Consider the following 18,099-nt stretch of genomic DNA (forward strand, 5'->3'; position numbering starts at 1 on the left):
CCAAGCCACACCACACAAAAATACCGTGAATCCAACGGCTTGTGACCGGCTCGTGACGATGGCGCATGAGAAATGAGCGCTAACACTCACTTTTTGATGGCGTATATAGTGGATGCCGAGGTGACGAGCCGCGAGTGATGGTGTATCAAAATCACCGGGTGGAGTTACGGACATGGCTATCAAGAACAACGACGATGTCGTCCATCTCCTCGATGCAACCGGTCGCACCGGTACGCCTTACCGGGAATTCGAAACCGTTTCGGATCAAATGTCGGCACCCCTGATAGACGCCATCTTCGGCAAGGATCCACCCCCTGCGGCGCGGGAAGAAGCGCCCTTGCCCGTGGGCTCGGGGTCCGGCCACGACCTGCTGGCGGACGTCTTCGACCGTTCGCCGGGTCCCCTTGGGGCAAAGCCCGCGGATCATGGAGGGTGGCGTGACGAGGCTTTCAGGCAGGTTTCGGCGCCGCCCGCCCGGCCTCCGGCTATGGCGCCCTCCAGCAGTCCCGTGAGATCGCTGGCCGATATCCGCCGAATCATCACCCAGCCTGTCGAACACGCGGCGGCGACGCCGTCGACTGGCAGCCTCAACGGACTCTTCGACCGACTGGCGCGTTAATGTCCGTTGTCTGCTTTTGTTCGCCCAAGGGCGGTGTAGGCAAGACCTCTCTCAGCATCAATGTCGCGGGCGTGCTGGCCCGCTCCGGTTTGCGCGTGCTCGTCGTCGATCTCGACGTGCAGAACTCGATGCGCCTCCATGCCGGCATCCAGCTCGCCGACGACCGCGGCTGGGCGCACTGCCTGGTCTACGGACGATCCATTCGCGACGGCGTCCTGCCGGCCGGCAACAATCTCCTCGTCCTGCCGTTCGGGCAGGTCACGCCGACCCAGCTCCATGCCGTATCGGAACACCTGGTCCGCGACGGCACCTGGCTGGCCAACACGCTTGCCCCCTTCATCGAGCGCGGCTTCGTCGTCGTTATCGACACGCCGCCCGGTCCCTCGGTCTTCCTCGAGCAGACACGGTCGATCTCGACGCTCGACATCGTCATCCTGCAGGCCGACGCCACGTCCGTATCGCTGCTGCCGTCGGTCGAATCGCAGACTTTCCTGGGACGCACGCCCGAAGGATCGCGCCGCCAGGTACGCTATGTTTTCAATCTGGTCGACATGCGCCGCAAGCTGACGCGCGACGTGACCGCGCTGCTGCGGCGGAGATTGGGGCAGGCGATGCTCGGCACCGTCAACTACGACGACAGCTTCGGCGAGGCGGTGGCCCACCAGCAACTCGTGATCGATCGCGCGCCGACGAGCAAGGCGGCGGCCGACGTGCGCGGCCTGGCGGCCGCTGTGCAAGGACTGCTTCTCGACGGCATGGACCCCGGACAGCGATGACCTCACTCGGCAATGTCGAGCTAACCCCGAACCGGCGAGTCCCGATCGTCACGAGACTCCTCTATCTCTTCGTCGCGCTCGTCGCCCTGGGGCCAGCCGCCTTCGTCATCATCACGCCCTTCGACCTGCAGACGCAGGCCATCTTCGCCGTCTTCACGGCCGCCATCTTCCTGCTGGTGAACCGCTTCAAGAATCGCACGGCGACCCTGATCGTCGTCGTTCTGTCGGCGCTCGTGTCGACCCGATACCTGTGGTGGCGAACGACCGAGACGCTGGGCTTCGTCGATCCGTTCGACATGATGTTTGGGTACGGCCTCTATGCCGCCGAGGTCTATGCCTGGATCGTGCTGATGATCGGCTATTTCCAGGTGATGTGGCCGCTCGAGCGGCAGCCGGCGCCCTTGCCCGCCGACGTCCAGGAATGGCCGACCGTCGACGTCTTCATCCCGACCTACAACGAAAGCCTCGACGTCGTTAAGCCGACCGTGCTGGCGGCGATGGTGATGGATTACCCGCCCGACAAGTTCAAGGTCTACATCCTCGACGACGGACGGCGGCCGGAGTTCAAGCGCTTCGCCGAGGAGGCGGGCTGCGGCTACCTGATCCGTCCGACCAACGAGCACGCCAAGGCCGGCAACATCAATCACGCGCTCACGATCACCAAGGGCAAGCTGGTCGCCATCTTCGACTGCGATCACATCCCGACGCGCGCCTTCCTGCAGATGACGGTCGGCTGGTTCCTGCGCGACCGCAGGATGGCCATGCTGCAGACGCCGCATCACTTCTATTCGCCCGATCCATTCGAGCGCAATCTCGGCACCTACGGCCGGGTGCCGAACGAAGGTCAGCTCTTCTACGGCCTCATCCAGCCCGGGAACGATTTCTGGAACGCGACCTTCTTCTGCGGCTCGTGCGCGGTGCTGAGCCGCGAGGCGCTCGACGAGGTGGGCGGCATCGCCGTCGAGACGGTGACCGAGGACGCCCATACCTCGCTGCGCATGCATCGCAAGGGGTGGCACACCGCCTATCTGCGCTGGCCGCTGGCGTCGGGCCTGGCGACCGAGCGTCTTTCGATCCACATCGGTCAGCGCATGCGCTGGGCGCGCGGCATGATCCAGATCTTCCGCACCGACAATCCGTTGCTGGGGCGCGGCCTGACCTTCGGACAGCGCATCTGCTACCTGAATGCGATGATGTACTTCCTGTTCCCGGTGCCGCGCTTCGTCTTCCTGACGGCGCCGGTGGCGTACCTGCTGACATCGCAGAACATCATCGTCGCCAGCGCGCTCATGGTCATGGCTTATGCCGGGCCGCACATGTTCCACACGTTGAGTACGCAGTCGCGGCTCGACGGGCGATACCGCTATTCGTTCTGGGGCGAGATCTACGACAACGTGCTGCTGTTCCACATCATGGGACCGACGCTGCTAGCGCTGATCAATCCCAAGGCCGGCAGTTTCAACGTCACCAGCAAGGGCGGCATCCTGGAGAAGGAGCTTTACGACACGCCCATCATGCGGCCGCTGATGATCCTGGCCGTGGTGCTGATGGCGGCCATCGGCGTCGGCTTCTATCGTCTCCTGTTCACCGAGTTGTTCCCGGGCGATGCGCCGGTGCTCTGGATGAACCTGTTCTGGTGCTTCTACAGCGCCTTCACCGTGTTCGCAGCCCTTGCCGTCGGCCGCGAAAGACGGCAGGTCCGGGCTCAGCCGCGCGTCCGCATCCGCCAACCGATCGCCCTCTATTTCGACGGAAGGCGCTCGATGATGGGGCGGACCGAGGATCTTTCCCTCGGTGGCGGCCTGCTGCGGATGGACGACCTCGCGGCCGATGTGACGGTGAACGAGGAAGTCGTCGTCAACTTCGAGCAGATCGAGGGCATTTCCGCGGTTCCGGCCCGTGTCGTTGCGGTCAAGGGACGAGAGGTCCGCCTCGAATTCATGCCGACGAACCTGGAAGAAGAGCGGACGATCGTCAGCGCCGTGTTCGGTCGCGCCGATGCCTGGCTCAACTGGGACGACCGGCCACCGGATACCGTGGGCAAGTCGTTGATCGATCTCTCGGGAGCCGTTCGCGATCTGGCCGGCATGGCCTTCCGCAACATCCGCCGGCCCCGGGCGTCGGTGCAGCAACCGGTGGCGGCGCCGTCGAGGTCGACGTGAGGGCTGCAACGGTCCGTCGCGCCGCGATGGCTCTTGTTCTCACGATCGTTGCCCCTGCCGTTGCGCAACAGGATCTCGGCCCGCGGACCGGTACCGGCTCCCAGCCGATGACCTTCTTTCCGCCGCAGGCGAATACGCCGACTGTCCAGCTCACCCAGCCGACCCAGATCACGCCGAAGTTCGAGCTGCCCTCCAGCTTCCCATCCATTCCGTCGGGCGTCGCCGTCATTCCGCCCCCGGACGCGCAGCGGCCGCAGGCACCGCTGCCGACGACCACGCCGATGCCGCCGGCGAACGTGGCAACGCCCATCGTGCCGCCAACCATTCCTGGAGCGCCCGCACCCGCCAGTCCCGTGCCGGCGGGCGCCCAGAGACCGGCCGCCCCGCAGGCACTTCCGCCGGCCGCGCCCGCTCCACTGCCACAAGCGGTCGCGCCGGCGCCGGCTCCCGTGCCCGCAGCGCCCATAGCGCCAGCTCCCACGGTGGCACCGCTGCCGCCGGCGACCCTTCCGCCCGCCGCGCCGGCCGTCACGGCAACGCCCGTCCCGCCGCCCGGCCCGAACCGGCCCGACATATTGCCGACGCCCTCATCGCCGCCGATGGCGAACTATCCGATATTCACCGGAACCGCGGACGGTCGCAGCCAGCTCATCCGGCTGCGAGACCTGCGGAGCAAGGCCCTTCACCTCGATGGCGCCGCGGCCGAGACCGGCATTGTCTTCACGACCCGCCAGGACGACGCCTTCGTCGCCGCGCGCATCAGCCTCGTCTTCAGCTATTCCAATGCCGTCGCCCGCGACGACGGCGTGCTTCAGGTGTTCCTGAACAACGAGCCGATCGGCTCTGTTGCACTGGGCAAGGCGGCTGGACCGAAAGCGCGCGCCGATTTCACCTTCACGCCGGCCTTGCTGTCGACCGACAACCGCCTGCAGTTCCGTTTCGCGCTGAAAGGGCAGGGGGCGAACGCCTGCAAGCTCGACCGTGACCGGGCGGTCTGGGTGAACATCGAGCCTGCGACCTTCATCTATCTCAGCACCACGCGGTTGCCGATCGCCGACGACCTGGCCTCGCTGCCGCGCCCCTTCTCCGATCCCAAGGATCCGCTGCCGCTCAGCCTGCCGTTCGTGCTGCCGCTCGATCCCGAGCCCGGGGTGCTGCAGGCAGCCGGTATGGTTGCCGGATATTTCGGCCTGATCGCCGGCAACAAGGGGGCATCGTTCCCGGTGCAGTATACCGGGCTGCCGGCGAGCAATGCCGTTGCCCTGGTCCTGGACGGCCACTATCCGCCGGGCGTTGCAGCCATTCCCGGTGAAGGCCCGCGGGTCGCGGTCGTCGCCAACCCCTCGCAGGTCGACAGCAAACTGTTGCTGGTCATCGGCGACAATGCCGAGCAACTACAGACTGCCGCGGCCACCCTGGCGACATCCACCTCGCGCCTGAGCGGTGGCTGGTCGGCCGCCAACGAGCCGTTGCCGTCGCCGCGGCGGGCCTACGACGCGCCGAAATGGATTCCGAGCAATCGCCCGGTGCGGCTCGGCGAACTGGCCGATGGCGGTGCCATAAACGGCCGTCGCCTCATCGATTCGCCCAAAGTGTCCTTCCGCACCGCGCCCGACCTTTTCTTCGGCGCCCTTTCGGGCGGCAAGATGTACGTGCACATCCGCCGCGCCGACGACAGTTGGGTCGATCCCGGAAATTCGCGTGTCTTCGTCGACCTCAACCAGCGCACGGTTGGCGAAATACCGCTCGAGCCCAAGCTGAAGGTGCTGTCGCGCCTGAAGGAATGGCTGTTCCCTGGAAACGCCGAGGACCGCGTCAGTCAGGTGCTGCTCCCGGGCTTCCAGCTCGCCAGCCAGAACCATCTCGATTTCCTGTTCGAATTGCGGGCCAAGGCGGACGCCGATTGCGAAATGCTCGACTGGAGCGACCGCACCGGCATCGATCCCGACTCGACGATCGATCTCAGCCGCGTCGCCCATTTCGCCGCTTTTCCGAACCTGGCGCTGTTCGCCAATGCCGGCTTCCCGTTCACCCGCTATGCCGACCTCGCGACCACGGCGTTCGTGATGCCCGAGAAGTCGTCGCCGGAAGAAGTCCAGTCGCTCCTGAACCTGCTGGGCATGATGGCCGACGCGACGGGCGTCGTGCCGACCCGCTATGAGGTGGTCGATGCGGCCAAGGTCGAGTCGGTGGCCGATCGGGACCTCATCGTCATCGGTCTCAACTCGAACCAGCCATTGCTCACGCAGTGGGAGTCCCACAACTCGGTCCGCATCGCGCCGACCAGCGTCACGGCGGCGCCCGGCCTCAGCTTCCTGCAGCGTCAGTTCCAGCCGACCGATCCGCGAGCGCCATACTATCGCGGCGCGGCCCCGGAACTGGCGAAGGCCAATCTCGGCAAACCGTTCGCTTACCTGTCCAGCTTCTGGTCGCCGCTCAACGAGGACCGGCTGGTGGTCATGGTCGGCAGCACCCAGCCGGCCGCCCTCGTGGAAATGAGCAGCCGTCTCGGCGATCCAGAGATGGCGGCGAACGTGCAGGGCGATTTCTATTACCTTTCAAGCGGTAAGGGCGAATTCTACACGTCAGGTATCAGGAAATTCGTCGGCGGATTGCCGATTTGGTGGCGAATTCAGTGGCTTGCGGGATCTTTTGAACTGGCTGCATTCATTTGCGTGATTTGTGTTATATTGATCTTCGCGGTTACGATTGAACGGTTCTCGGCGCACAGGGCTAACCGGCTTCTTACCCGGACGTTGTCCGACAGAAGTTGATTGAGTTTGGGGTCTTATGAGAAGGACGAGGCGTTCGGAGCGTAGCGGGGGACTGACCAGCGTTCTCGCCAGCGCGGTCGTCGTTTTGTCCGCTTCAGGCCAGGCCTTGGCAGCGCCGCCGACGACGGCCGATCCTTCATCCTCGTCGATCTACGGCCTGCTGTTCGAACAGGCCTCGATGTGGCGGGAGCGCAATCGCCCGGACCTCGCCGCGCAGTCGCTGCGCAAGATCCTGGAAAGCCAGCCCGACAATACCGAAGCCTTGTTCCAGCTCGGCTCGATCGAGCTGCAGAACCAGCGTTTCGAGCAGGTCCGCGCGACGATCGCGCGCCTTCGGCAGATCGATCCCCGCGACGCGCGGGCGACGGAACTCGAGCGCGCCATGGCGGTCGGCCAGACCGACGAGGTCGCCTTGGCCGAAGCTCGCCGCCTTGCCGCGGCCGGCGCTTACGATCGCGCCATTGCGATGTACCAGCGGGCATTCCGCGGCGGTCCGCCGCCCTTCGACCTCGCCGTCGAGTACTACGAGACACTGGCAGGCACGGGCACGGGCTGGGATGAGGCGCGCCTGCGGCTCAAGGCTCTGGCCGAGCGCAGCTATGCGACCTCCCGGACCAAATTCGCTTACGCCCGCATCCTCACCTACAACGAGCAGACACGGCGCGAAGGCATTGTTCTGCTGGCGGAATTGGCGAGCGATCCGGCCGTCGGGCAGGCGTCGTTCGAGGCCATGCGCCAGGGCATGCTGTGGCTGACGGTCGGGCCGCAGGACAAGCCGTTCTTCGAATCCTATCTCCAGCGATTCCCCGGCGACACCGTCGTGCGCGACAGGCTGACCGACTCGCAAAGGCCGGTGCGCCAGGATCCGATCGGGGCGGCCATCATCGAAGCCTACCGGCTTTCGGACCAGGGCCTGAACGACCAGGCCGTTGCGCGCTTCGAAGGGGTCCTTCAGTCGGATCCCAACAACGCGGATGCCGTTGCCGGCATCGGCATCGTGCGTCTGCGGCAGGAACGCTTCGCGGATGCGCGGGACCAGCTCGACAAGGCCATGAAGATGGCGCCCAGCCGGGCGGCCGAATGGATGCAGGCGCTCGAGTCGGCAAACTTCTGGATGTCGTATCGCGAAGCCGTCGCGTTGCGCGATCGGGGCGACTTCGCCCAGGCGGAGAAGATCCTCCGGCCGCTGGCCGACCATACCGGCACCCCTAAGGAGCGCGGCATGGCGCAGGCCCTGATGGGTGACCTGCTGCGCCGCCAGGGCAAGCAGCGCGAGGCCGAGGGTTACTATCGCGATGCCCTCGCCCGCGATCCGGGCAACAAGGAAGCCGTGGCAGGCCTTTATCAGGTGCTGACCGCCCAGGGACGCGACACCAAGAGCGAGCCGCTGGTCGCCAATGTCGATCCGGCGATCCGAAACCGCATCCAGTCCGACGGTGCCCAGGAGGCCGCGCAACGCCTCCGGGTCCAGGCAACCGGCCTCGAGCGTTCGCAGCCCGAACGGGCCGAGCAGCTCTATCGCGACGCGATGCGCATGGACTCCTCCAGCCCGTGGATCCGCTACGACCTCGCGAAGTTCCTGGCCAAGAGGGGCCGGGTTGCCGAAGCGCAGGCGCTGATCGACGAACTGGTTGCCAGCGGGCGTCCGGAAAGCATCTACGCGGCCGCCGTCTACTATTCCGAACAATCGCGCACGGGCGAGGCCGTGGCCCTGCTCGACCGGATTCCGGTCAACCAGCGCTCGGCGCGGATGAACACGCTGCGCAACGATCTCCGCAACGCCGGCGACACCGATCAGCTGATCGCCGCCGCGAAGGCGGGCGATACCGGCGCGCGGGCCACCCTGGCATCGCGCGCCAACGCCCCGAACGCGACGCCGTCGCAGCAGGCCAATGCGGCGCTGGCCCTCGCCAAGGTCGGCGATCGCACCCAGTCGATGGCGGTCGTCCGCCGCCTCTCGGCCCGCAACGACCTCAGCGCCGATACGCTGCGCACGATGTTCTACGCCGCGTCGGAGGCCGGCCAGGACGCCGAGGCCAGCACGCTGCTGGCGCGCATCTCCAAGAACACCGGCGGCCGCGACGTGGCGAACCTCCAGGAGTCGCTGGCCATCCAGCAGGCCGACCGGCTGCGCACGCAGAAGAACGTGACGGCTGCCTACGATGTGCTGTTGCCCTATGTCTCCGGCCCATCGCCCAGCGTCGGCGCGCGTCTGGCGCTGGCCCGGGTCTACAAGGATTCGAACTTCGGCGAGCAGGCGATCCAGGTCCTCGACGGCATCATGGTGTCCTCGCCGGCGGATGCCGATACGCTCCAGCAAGCCGTGAGTATCGCCATCGATCTCCGGCGCTATGAGCGGGCGGACGTCTGGATGGCCGAAGCGTTGCGCCTGCAGCCGCAGAATCCGCGCCTCTACATGGTCCAGTCGCGCCTGCTGCGCGCGCAGGGTGATTCGACGGGCGCCAAGCGCGCCCTCGAGACGGCCCAGCAGCTCAACCGCGGCCTGGGTCAGACCGAACTGGTTCCGTCGCCGGTGCCCGCGCCGGCCGCCGAGCCCGTGATTCAGCGTGCGGCCGTCGAGGCGCCGAGAGCCGGTGGCGTGAACGCGGACACCGCTACGCCGGTGGCGTCGCTTCGACCCGACGGCCAGGGCACGGATGCCGAGTTCATGGCCGAATTCGAACGACGGGTCGCGGCGAAGAAGGCTTCGGTCACCAATACCGATGGCGCGCCGAATCGGGCCGAGGTGATGTCGCTGGACCGGCCGTCGCTGGCGACGCCGGCCGTGCTGACGGCGCAGGCGGGGCCGGTGCGCGCCGCGCCGCCCGTCCTGGTGGCGCAGAATCCGCTGGTGCCGTTGCGCCGGCCGGGTGGCGAGAGCAGCGCGAACACGTCGGCGACCGCGATGACGCCGCCGCCGCTGCCGGGCACGCCGGGCGCGCCGTCGGGTTCGATGAGCGACAACGATCCCCTCAGCCGCGAGATCGAGCGCGAGCTCAACTCCTTGAAGAAATCCACGGCGATCATCGTCGATGGCGGAATCGGCTTCCGCGGCCGATCCGGCGAATCGGGCCTCGGCCGCATCAATGAGATCAACGTGCCGATCAAGGCCCGTATTCCCATCGGCAATGCCGCGCTGGTTCCGACGATCATGCCGGTGACGATCAACGCCGGTACCATCGGGGGCGACCTGTCGACCCTGCAGCGCTATGGCGCGAATGCGATCGCCGGGCTGGCGGGTGGTCTGCAGCCCAACAATGCGCAGGCCACGGGCATCGCCTTCGGCATGGGGCTCGACTGGGGACGTCTCTCCATCGACGTCGGCAGCACGCCGCTCGGCTTCCCGCTCACCACCATCGTCGGCGGCATCGCCTGGAACCAGCCGCTGGGCGACAAGATGAACCTGAAGCTCGAGGCATCGCGCCGGTCGGTCACCGATTCCGTGCTGTCCTATGCCGGCGTGACCGATCCCATCACCGGCCTGACCTGGGGTGGCGTGACGCGCAACGGCGGCGAAGCGATCATCAGCTACGACGATACCTCGCTGGGCATCTATACGAAGTTCTCCTACGGCTACTACACGGGCACGAACGTCGCGAGCAACCAGTCCTACGAGTTCACCGCGGGCGCCTATTTCCGGCCCATCAAGGACGAGGACCAGGAGCTCAAGGTCGGAATCTCCGCGACCTACCTCAGCTACAACCAGAACCTCAGTTATTTCACCTATGGCCAGGGCGGCTACTTCAGTCCGCAGAGCTTCTACAGCCTGACCTTCCCCGTCGACTGGACGGAGACTTCCGGCAAGTTCAAATACAATGTCGGCGCCACCCTTGGTGTGCAAAGCATCCAGCAGAGTTCGGCGCTGTTCTTCCCCACCAACTACTACTTCCAGAACGCGGCGAACGTCCTGGCCACGACCGGTGCTGCGGCGTTTGCGCCTATTTTCCCGGCGCAGAGCAACACGGGCATTGCCTTCGGCCTGCGACTGGGCTTCGAATACGCTGCAACCGAGCGGACGTCGATCGGGGCCAAGGCCAATTTCGACAATGCATATCAGTACGACCAGGGCACAATTCTGCTATTCCTGAGAAGCTCGTTTAACTAGCTCTGCTTCAGAACGGACCTTCGATGGCTGTCCGCCCCGCAAACAATTCATTCGATGCGATGACCCTTGGAATTGCCGCCCGGCGCTCACGCCCGGCGCCGCTGGGGAGTCTCATGGAAGGGCTGGCGACGGCGCTCTCGCAGGTCGCCGGGGACGAGCAGGCGTTGCGCATCCTGGCCGGTGCCGGCTCCGCCATTGCCAAGCAGCAGCCTATTCCGGTCTCCAATTCGCTCGCCGATCTCAAGGCGGCGATGAATGCCGGCCTGCAGGCCCTCGACTGGGGCCAGCTCGATATCTACGAGGCCGAGAAGGCGCTCGAATTCGTCGTCATCGGCTATCCGTACCTGGAAAGCGTCGAAGCGCAGACGGCCTTCGCCGCCATCCTCGAAGCGCTTCTGGAAGGCTGGCTGACCCAGGACGCGGCACGCCCGGGCCTCTCGATGCGCCTCGCCGAACGCGGCAGCGGACCCTATCCGCCACTGGTCTTTCGTTACGAACGGTCTGGCTTGTAGCCATGGACCGGGATCGGGTGCCGGGTGGAACGCGCCGGCGGCTCCTGAAAACGGGCGCCGGACTTGCGGCGCTTTCGCTCTGTCCCACGGCCGCCCGGGCGGATCAGAACTGGCAGACCTTCAGGCGCCGGTTCATCGTCGACGACAGGCGGGTGATCGACAGCGGCAACAACAATGTCAGCCATTCCGAGAGCCAGGGCTGGGGACTTCTCTTTGCCCAGAGCTACGACGACAAGGAGACCTTCGCGAAGATCTGGGACTGGACGTCGAAGTCCCTGCAGCGGGGTGACGGTCTCTTTTCCTGGCGCTGGTCGCCCAATGCGAAAGATCCCGTTCCGGACAAGAACAACGCGGCCGACGGCGACATCCTGATCGCCTGGGCACTCATGCGCGCCGCGGCGAAGTGGAACGAGCCGCGCTGGTTGCAGCCGTCCCGGCGTATCCAGTCCGCGATCCTCGAGCGACTTGCGGTCGAATTCCAGGGGCGACTGATCCTGTTGCCGGGCGTTCAGGGCTTTGCCCGCGGCAGTCGCTACGTGGTCAATCTTTCCTATTATGTCTGGTCGGCGATCCACGATTTTTCCGAAGGTGCGGGCGAGCGGGCAAAATGGCGCCGCCTCGAGGCCGACGGGTTGTGGCTTTGCGACAATGCGGCCTTCGGCGACTACAAGCTCCCGCCGGACTGGCTGCTGTTCGGGCCGCAGGTCTTCAGGGTCGCCGACGACTGGAAGCCGTATTTCGGGTTCGACGCCGTACGGATCCCGCTCTACCTGGCCTGGAACAACCAGGCCTCCCGCCTCGGCCGCTTCGTGACGGCGTGGAAGACACCGAGATTCGGAGGGCGCCCGCCGGCCTGGATCAACCTCGACGACGGTTCCGTGGCGCCGTTTCCGTCCAGCGGCGGTTACGCGGCCGTGGCCGCGGTGACGCAATTCGTGGCCGACGGGGCCAACGGACCGGCGCCGGTTGCGACCGTCGGCGACGACGACGACTACTATTCCGCCAGTCTCAAGCTGCTCTCGAATCTGGCAGGCCAGGAAGCGTCCCGTGCAAAACGCACCTAGCCGGTTCGCGGTCCCGGGGATGTTGCTTGGCCAACCCTGATCAGGCCCCTTCGATGTCGCGCAAGTTCCGTTCCCTGGTCGCCAGCGGCGACGACGAGCTTCGGGCAGAGCTGGTCGAATGGGCGATCAATCTCAATTTCACCGTCCGGGCCATCGGCTCGGCAGAGGAACTGCCCGAGTTTCTGCAGGGACGTCATTTCGATTGGCTGTTCCTCGACGTCGAACTCGGACACGCCCAATGCCAGAGGATCATCACCACCCTGAGTGCCGGCTGGCGGCCCCGAACCGTCCTGGTCGGCAACATCGATGCGGCCGATCGCAATTCCATTCGACGCAATGCCATTCGCGCCGGCCTGGATGTCGTCGGCGTTCTCGCAAAGCCGCTTTCCTTTGCAGCCCTGGCGGCACGGTTGAGCGCGCTCGAGGCCCGCGAAAAGGACAATACGATCGCCGACCTTGCCGCCCGCGAGTTCTCCCCAATTCCAACCGACGAGCTCGAGGTGCACTATCAGCCCATCGTCTCCATGCCGGACCGCGTATTCTCCCGGGTCGAAGCGCTGGTACGGTGGCAGCATCCCGACTTTGGCCTGATCGGGCCGGACGGATTCATCGGTCTCGCCGAGCGCTCGGGCGCCATCATCCCGCTGACATGGGAAGTGCTGACGAGGGCGGTCGAGCAGCAGGTCGCCTGGAAGCGCGAAGGGCTGCCGCTTTCCATGTCCGTCAACGTGTCGGCGCTCTTCCTCGTGTCGCTGCAGACGGCGGACGACATTCTCGAGCTGCTGCAGGCGAGGGGAGCGGACCCGCGGTCCCTCATCCTGGAAATCACGGAAACGGAGAGGGCACCCGATCCGACGGTCGCGCGCGGCCTGCTGATGCGCTTGCGCGAGGCGGGCGTGCGGATATCGATGGACGACTACGGCGTCGGCTATTCCGACTTCGGGCGACTGCAATACTATCCGTTCACCGACCTGAAGATGGACCGTGGCCTGATGACTCGCGTTGCCGGGGACCAGGAGGGGCGGGACATCGTCGCGATGCTGGCCTCCCTTGCCAGGCGCGAGGAAGTCACTCTGACGGGCGAAGGCATCGAGACGCAGGAGCAGTGGGATACGCTGGAAGCGTTCGGCTGCGACTTCGCCCAGGGGTTCCTGATCGCCCGGCCGATGCCCGCCGATCAGGTGACGGGCTGGATCGAAAGAATGGCGAGCGCCGGACGGTATTGGCCGCCGGGGTCGAAGGACTGAGCTTTCAATGGAGCCGCGCGCTCTATGAAGCGGGCGCGATGGCCGGTTCGTCGGCGCTCCGGACCTGGTCGCGACCCAGGGCCTTGGCCCGGTAGAGCGCCGCGTCGGCATTACGCATTGCGGCCTGCAGATCCCCCTCGAGCCTCGCCAATCCGACGCTGGCGGTGATGCGAAAGGAACGGTTGTCGACGTCGATCGACATTCCGGCGATGCCCGCGCGCAGCCGCTCCGCGATCTGCCTGGCTTGCGGCTCATCGACGTCACGCAGCAACGCACAGAATTCTTCCCCGCCGTAACGGGCGATCAGGTCCTCGGGGCGAAGCTGCTGGCGCGCGAGACGGGCGAAGGCGACGAGCGCCTGGTCGCCGCCGGCATGGCCGAACACCCTGTTGACCTCGGAGAAGTGATCGAGGTCGATCATCAGCACGCAGGCCGGGCCACTCAGGTGCTCTCCCATCTCGAGGAAGAACCGGCGGTTGGGCAGACCCGTCAACTGGTCGGTCGCCGCCAGTTTCTCGTAATGGTGCCGCAGGCGCTCGTTGGCCATCATCAGGAAACCGAGCGTCATCGCGACGACGCAGATCGTATTGAAGAGGAGCGTTATGCCCTGGGTCGGATCGTAGAAGGGCGTCGTCGGGCCTTCGGGCGGGTCGCTGAGGGTCGAGAAGACCGTGCGCACGATCATGGCGAGGGCCATGAGAATCAGCGCGATGGCCGTCGGGATGCGACTGTTCAGCGGTTCGCTGATCCGCGCCCGGAAAACCTCCCAGCCGGAGAGCGCGGACAGGATGGCGATCACCAGGGAACCGAGCGCGACGCGCACGTTGACGTCGGCGCCGCTCAGCAGGGTGACCGTATAGAAGACAACGAAGAGGGCCGTGGGGATGACGGCAAAGTTGATGGCGCGCTCGCCGGTATTGAACCGGCGCACGCTCATCCACACGGTGGCATATGCGGCAACGACCAGCGAATTGGCCATGATGACGAGCGCAATCGGTGAGCTGTTCGTGCGCAGGCTGAGTTCGAGGGAGCCTACCGCTCCCAGCGCGAGCGCCGTGGCCCAGCCGCGAATCCCCAGGATGTCGCGATGATGAAACCAGGAGAAAAAATAGATCCCGGCCATCACGAGGCCGATCACGAAATTCAGCAGATAAAGCGTCAGGATGTCGATCGACATCAGCTATTCCGCGCTGACCTGTTGGGCAATTCTAGGCGCTTTCGGCGCCCCGCCAGGCGACGACCTCGCCCGACATGACGAAGCGGTCGCGACCGGAATGCTTGGCGGCATACAGCACCCGGTCGGCTGCCGCGACCAGCGATGCATAGTTGTTCGAAGTCTCGGCATTCGGCCAGCCCGTCGCGCCGCCCACGCTCAATGTCACCCGCTTCGTGGGCGGATTCATCGCATGCGGTATTCCGAGGGTTTGCAGGGCCTCGCGAAGGCGGACGGCAACGCTCGCGCAGCCAACCTCGTCCGTATTCGGCAGCAGCAGCGCGAATTCCTCGCCGCCGTAGCGGGCTGCGAGATCCGCGGGACGCCGGGCTTCGGCCGCTATGGCCTTGGCGACGGTCCTCAAGCAGACGTCACCGGCCTGATGGCCATACTGGTCGTTGAACTTCTTGAAATGATCGACATCCACCATCAGAAGCGACAGGGGAAATCCGTCGCGTTCCGCACGACGCCATTCCTGTTGCAGCTTTTCGTCGAAATGGCGGCGGTTGGCCAGGCCGGTCAGGCCGTCCTGAGTGGCCATGATGGCCAGCTTCTCTTCCAGATCCTTGTGTTCCGTCATGTCGCGGGAAATCGCCACGACGCCGTCGACCTCGTCGGTGTCCGGATCGTGGGTCGCCCGCAAGGCGGTTTCCAGCCATATCTCTCCGCCCTGCCGGTGCCGTGTCCGATAGGTGATCCTGGTTTCTTCGACATGACCCGTCTTGAGGGCCTGGACGATTTCCCGCACGCGAGGCGCATCCTCGGGGCTGACCCCGGCCAGGGCGAGCGTCCCTTTCAGTTGCTCGGCGCTCCAACCGAGGAGCCGCAGACACGAGGGGGATACGTAGAGAATGCGTTCATCGAAACCGATGCGCATCACCATGTCGCTCGACTCCTCGGCCAGCAGGCGGAAGTCTGCCTCCTTGGCCGTCAGCACCGCTTCCATGCGTTGTCGCTGCAGCAACTGGCGTACGAGGTAGAAGCCTGTACCGGCGATCAGCGCAATCAAGCCAAGCACGAGCGCCATTCGGATCGTCGCTTCTTGGCGCCAGGGCGCCAGGACCTCGTCCTTTGCCTGCGTGGCGACGACGAGGACCGGAAACCGGTCGCTCAACTTGTAGAAGCCCAGGCGCCATGAGCCGTCAAAACTCGACTTGAAATAGTAGATGCTGGCCGGGAGCCGGGATTCGAGATCCCTGATGAGGGGAGAGTTCGACAGATCGCGACCGACGGAGCCCTCGTTGTCGACGCTGCGCGCGAGGACGACGCCGTCCTTGTCCAGCAACGCGATGACGCCCGTGGGGCCGAGGTCGAAGCGCTTGTAGAAATTCGCGAAGTAACTCGAGTCGATGGTCGCCAGCACGACGCCGGCGAAGGAACCGTCCGTATGATTGAACCGGCGCGAGGCGGTCACGACCCATTGTCCGCCCGAACGGCTCTTGACGGGTTTTCCGATCAGCAGCCCCATGTCCGGCGATTCCCGGTGCCGCTTGAAATACTCGCGATCGCTGTTGTTGAGGGTAGAAATATCGACGTTCTCCGACGTCGCCAGCCAGCGGCCCGTTTCATCGTAGACGAAGAGGCCGCGGACTCGCCCCATCGCGCTCTTGCGGAAATTGATGTCGCTCTGCAATCTTGCGGTGGCAACGGGGCCTGTGCCTTCCGTCTCCAGGCGATGGACGAGGCCGATGATCAGGCTGTCGGCTATGTCGAACGAGTCCTGGGCGTGCTGGACCAGCGACTGGGAAATGTTGGCGACATCCACTTCAGCCGCTTTGAGTGCGTCGCGCCGCAATCCCACTTCGCGTGTGGCGCTGAGGACGAGGAGCGCCGAACAGACCAGAAAGACGAAGCCGGCCGCCAGATAGACCGGGTGGCGAAGGCTGATGTTGCGGAGGCGGAATTTCATGCCGCACTTCCAGGGGAACGAACGCGCAGACGAACGCTTCCGGATGGGGGCGCACCGATGAGTGCGGTCAGGTCCATCAATCTTCCCAGAGAAGGCAGCAAATTACCCCAAGCGTCGCAAGCATAGGCCAACATCGACGGCAAACAAACTCGAATAGTCGCAGTGGCCGATCAATTTCATGTATTCTTCTGCCTCTGGAGCAGGAGTCGCGACGCGTGGCCAAGGTAGCGGTGAGGAAGTCGGGCATTCATGGCCAGGGCCTTTTCGCCGTGGACGAGATTCCATGGGGCACCAGGATCATCGAATACAAGGGCGAGCGGATTCCCGACCGGATCGCGCTGGCCAGAATCGCCGAAGGCGCCGACAGCATATTCGAGCTGGGAAAGAACGTGAATATCGACGGCGCCTCGAAGGGCAACGAGGCGCGCTACGCCAACCACCGCCGCCGCAAGCCCAACGCCTTCATCCTGCGCGACGAGGGCAGGATCTGGCTCGTGGCGGGAATAGAAGGCATCGCGGCGGGCGAGGAAATCACCTTCGACTACGGATCGACCTTCTATCCGCGGTGAGGCGCCAACCGACCGGCAAGTATCCCCTCGACGATCTCCTGAACGTCGAGCGCCTCTTCGAGCGTCGCAAGGTGATGGGCCTCGCCGCGCGCCAGCTTCGCCACGCCCTCGAGCTGCCGCTTGAGGGCGAGGGGACGGGCGCGCTCGTTGGGCATGGCGTCCGGTGCGGGCTGCCAGGTGCCGTCGGGCAGGCGCCGCTCCGCGATCGACCAGTCGCAGAGCCGAACGGCACCCCTGTCGCCCTCCAGCATCCAGACATTGTGATCGTCCTTCGCCGTCGCGCCGACCGCGCCTGAGAGCGTCACCGGCAGGTCGCCGGCGCGCAGCGTGGCCGCGATGCGCCGCTCCGACTTGCCCGGGTCCGTGAAGAACGCCTGGCCATCCAGCCCGTGCAGCGGCCCGAGGAGACGCCGCGCCAGGAAGAGGAAGTGCGAGACGACCTCGCGTGTGAAGCCGCCTTGCATCGGCCCGTCGAGCCAGGCAACGGCATCGGCCTGCCAGGGGCGCGGCCAGACCTTGAAGCCCACTTCTATCTCCAGGTGCCGCGGCGCGCCGATTTCGCCCTTGCCGATCCAGTCCCGGAGCGCCGCCACGGCGAAGGAGGAGGCGAAGGGGAAATTCACGGCGCCCCTTGTGCCGGCCTCTGCCACGAAAGCGCGTGCGTCTGCCACGTCAACGGACAGCGGCTTCTCGCCGAAGAAGCTCCTGCCGGCGGCGAGGGCCGCGCGTGCGTGGCCGAGATGCGAGGCCGGTGGCGAGGCGATGTAGATACAGTCGCTCGCCGCGATGACCGAAGCCGCATCGGACAGGCGCGGCACCTCCGGAAAGTTTCGCGCCATGCGTTGCATCGCTTCAGGCGAGGGATCCCAGATGCCACAGGCATGGAGCAGATCGGGACTCTGCTGAAGAATCGCATTGAGCAATCGCTCGCCCATGATGCCGGCGCCGATGATGCCGATCGCCACGCTCTTGTTCGTCACTTTCATCACACTCGCTTCGCATGCGTCGCAACAAAGATTGCACAAATCTTTAAAAAGATTCCGCGCGAAAATCTACACGACGCACAACGTGTGACATCAACTCGTAAACGAGCGCTCCTAGAAAAATCGCAGGAGATTTTCTGCCGGCGCCATTCCTTCGGCGCCGAAC

12 protein-coding genes are annotated in these 18,099 nt (G+C 65.3%); 9 read left to right on the plus strand and 3 right to left on the minus strand.

Translation table 11 applies throughout. From position 1 onward, the window contains the following. The first annotated feature begins 172 nt into the window (after positions 1–172). From AC1ROX_RS08985 to AC1ROX_RS09020, 8 genes are all read left to right on the plus strand, one after another. Positions 173–619: a hypothetical protein gene (locus AC1ROX_RS08985; protein ID WP_493124563.1), complete on the plus strand. Its 447-nt coding sequence runs from the start codon at positions 173–175 to the stop codon at positions 617–619. Next, positions 619–1,395: a cellulose synthase operon protein YhjQ/BcsQ gene (locus tag AC1ROX_RS08990; RefSeq protein WP_493124565.1), complete on the plus strand. Its 777-nt coding sequence runs from the start codon at positions 619–621 to the stop codon at positions 1,393–1,395. The genes AC1ROX_RS08985 and AC1ROX_RS08990 overlap by 1 nt, the downstream gene beginning before the upstream one ends. Continuing rightward, positions 1,392–3,557, plus strand: a complete 2,166-nt coding sequence (gene bcsA, locus AC1ROX_RS08995) for a UDP-forming cellulose synthase catalytic subunit (protein ID WP_493124567.1) — start codon at positions 1,392–1,394, stop codon at positions 3,555–3,557. Before AC1ROX_RS08990 ends, bcsA begins: the two co-directional genes overlap by 4 nt. Positions 3,558–3,583: 26 nt before the next feature. Further along, positions 3,584–6,331: a cellulose biosynthesis cyclic di-GMP-binding regulatory protein BcsB gene (locus AC1ROX_RS09000; protein ID WP_493124569.1), complete on the plus strand. Its 2,748-nt coding sequence runs from the start codon at positions 3,584–3,586 to the stop codon at positions 6,329–6,331. A 106-nt stretch (positions 6,332–6,437) separates the two neighbouring features. After that, complete coding sequence (locus AC1ROX_RS09005; protein WP_493124571.1) at positions 6,438–10,436, plus strand: cellulose biosynthesis protein BcsC; 3,999 nt, start codon at positions 6,438–6,440, stop codon at positions 10,434–10,436. Positions 10,437–10,495: 59 nt separating this feature from the next. Further along, positions 10,496–10,948 (plus strand): cellulose biosynthesis protein BcsD, encoded by a 453-nt coding sequence (gene bcsD / locus AC1ROX_RS09010; protein WP_493124573.1) that lies wholly within the window; start codon positions 10,496–10,498, stop codon positions 10,946–10,948. Positions 10,949–10,950: 2 nt separating this feature from the next. Next, positions 10,951–12,012 (plus strand): family 8 glycosyl hydrolase, encoded by a 1,062-nt coding sequence (locus AC1ROX_RS09015; protein WP_493124575.1) that lies wholly within the window; start codon positions 10,951–10,953, stop codon positions 12,010–12,012. 53 nt (positions 12,013–12,065) lie between these two features. Continuing rightward, complete coding sequence (locus tag AC1ROX_RS09020; RefSeq protein ID WP_493124577.1) at positions 12,066–13,259, plus strand: EAL domain-containing protein; 1,194 nt, start codon at positions 12,066–12,068, stop codon at positions 13,257–13,259. A gap of 22 nt (positions 13,260–13,281) precedes the next feature. On the opposite strand, the gene AC1ROX_RS09025 is transcribed toward AC1ROX_RS09020, so the two are convergent. Both AC1ROX_RS09025 and AC1ROX_RS09030 read right to left on the minus strand, forming a co-directional pair. Then, positions 13,282–14,436: a GGDEF domain-containing protein gene (locus AC1ROX_RS09025; protein ID WP_493124579.1), complete on the minus strand. Its 1,155-nt coding sequence runs from the start codon at positions 14,434–14,436 to the stop codon at positions 13,282–13,284. 31 nt (positions 14,437–14,467) lie between these two features. Next, positions 14,468–16,381, minus strand: a complete 1,914-nt coding sequence (locus AC1ROX_RS09030; protein ID WP_493124581.1) for a diguanylate cyclase — start codon at positions 16,379–16,381, stop codon at positions 14,468–14,470. A 215-nt stretch (positions 16,382–16,596) separates the two neighbouring features. On the opposite strand from AC1ROX_RS09030, the gene AC1ROX_RS09035 reads away from it, so the two are divergent. Further along, a complete protein-coding gene (locus AC1ROX_RS09035; protein WP_493124583.1) occupies positions 16,597–16,950 on the plus strand; it encodes an SET domain-containing protein in 354 nt (117 codons plus the stop codon). Here the strand turns inward: AC1ROX_RS09035 and AC1ROX_RS09040 are convergent. Then, positions 16,938–17,936, minus strand: coding sequence for a Gfo/Idh/MocA family protein (locus AC1ROX_RS09040; RefSeq protein WP_493124585.1), 999 nt, complete (start codon positions 17,934–17,936; stop codon positions 16,938–16,940). The genes AC1ROX_RS09035 and AC1ROX_RS09040 overlap by 13 nt on opposite strands. Positions 17,937–18,099 lie beyond the last annotated feature (163 nt).

It is taken from the genome of Reyranella sp. GW821-FHT14A01 (genome assembly GCF_058803965.1).

Coding starts and splice junctions, on each gene's coding strand:
- AC1ROX_RS09025 (WP_493124579.1), bottom strand. CDS start 14,436: ATGTCGATCGACATCCTGACGCTTTATCTGCTGAATTTCGTGATCGGC.
- AC1ROX_RS08985 (WP_493124563.1), top strand. CDS start 173: ATGGCTATCAAGAACAACGACGATGTCGTCCATCTCCTCGATGCAACC.
- bcsA (WP_493124567.1), top strand. CDS start 1,392: ATGACCTCACTCGGCAATGTCGAGCTAACCCCGAACCGGCGAGTCCCG.
- AC1ROX_RS08990 (WP_493124565.1), top strand. CDS start 619: ATGTCCGTTGTCTGCTTTTGTTCGCCCAAGGGCGGTGTAGGCAAGACC.
- AC1ROX_RS09030 (WP_493124581.1), bottom strand. CDS start 16,381: ATGAAATTCCGCCTCCGCAACATCAGCCTTCGCCACCCGGTCTATCTG.
- bcsD (WP_493124573.1), top strand. CDS start 10,496: ATGACCCTTGGAATTGCCGCCCGGCGCTCACGCCCGGCGCCGCTGGGG.
- AC1ROX_RS09040 (WP_493124585.1), bottom strand. CDS start 17,936: ATGAAAGTGACGAACAAGAGCGTGGCGATCGGCATCATCGGCGCCGGC.
- AC1ROX_RS09015 (WP_493124575.1), top strand. CDS start 10,951: ATGGACCGGGATCGGGTGCCGGGTGGAACGCGCCGGCGGCTCCTGAAA.
- AC1ROX_RS09020 (WP_493124577.1), top strand. CDS start 12,066: ATGTCGCGCAAGTTCCGTTCCCTGGTCGCCAGCGGCGACGACGAGCTT.
- AC1ROX_RS09000 (WP_493124569.1), top strand. CDS start 3,584: ATGGCTCTTGTTCTCACGATCGTTGCCCCTGCCGTTGCGCAACAGGAT.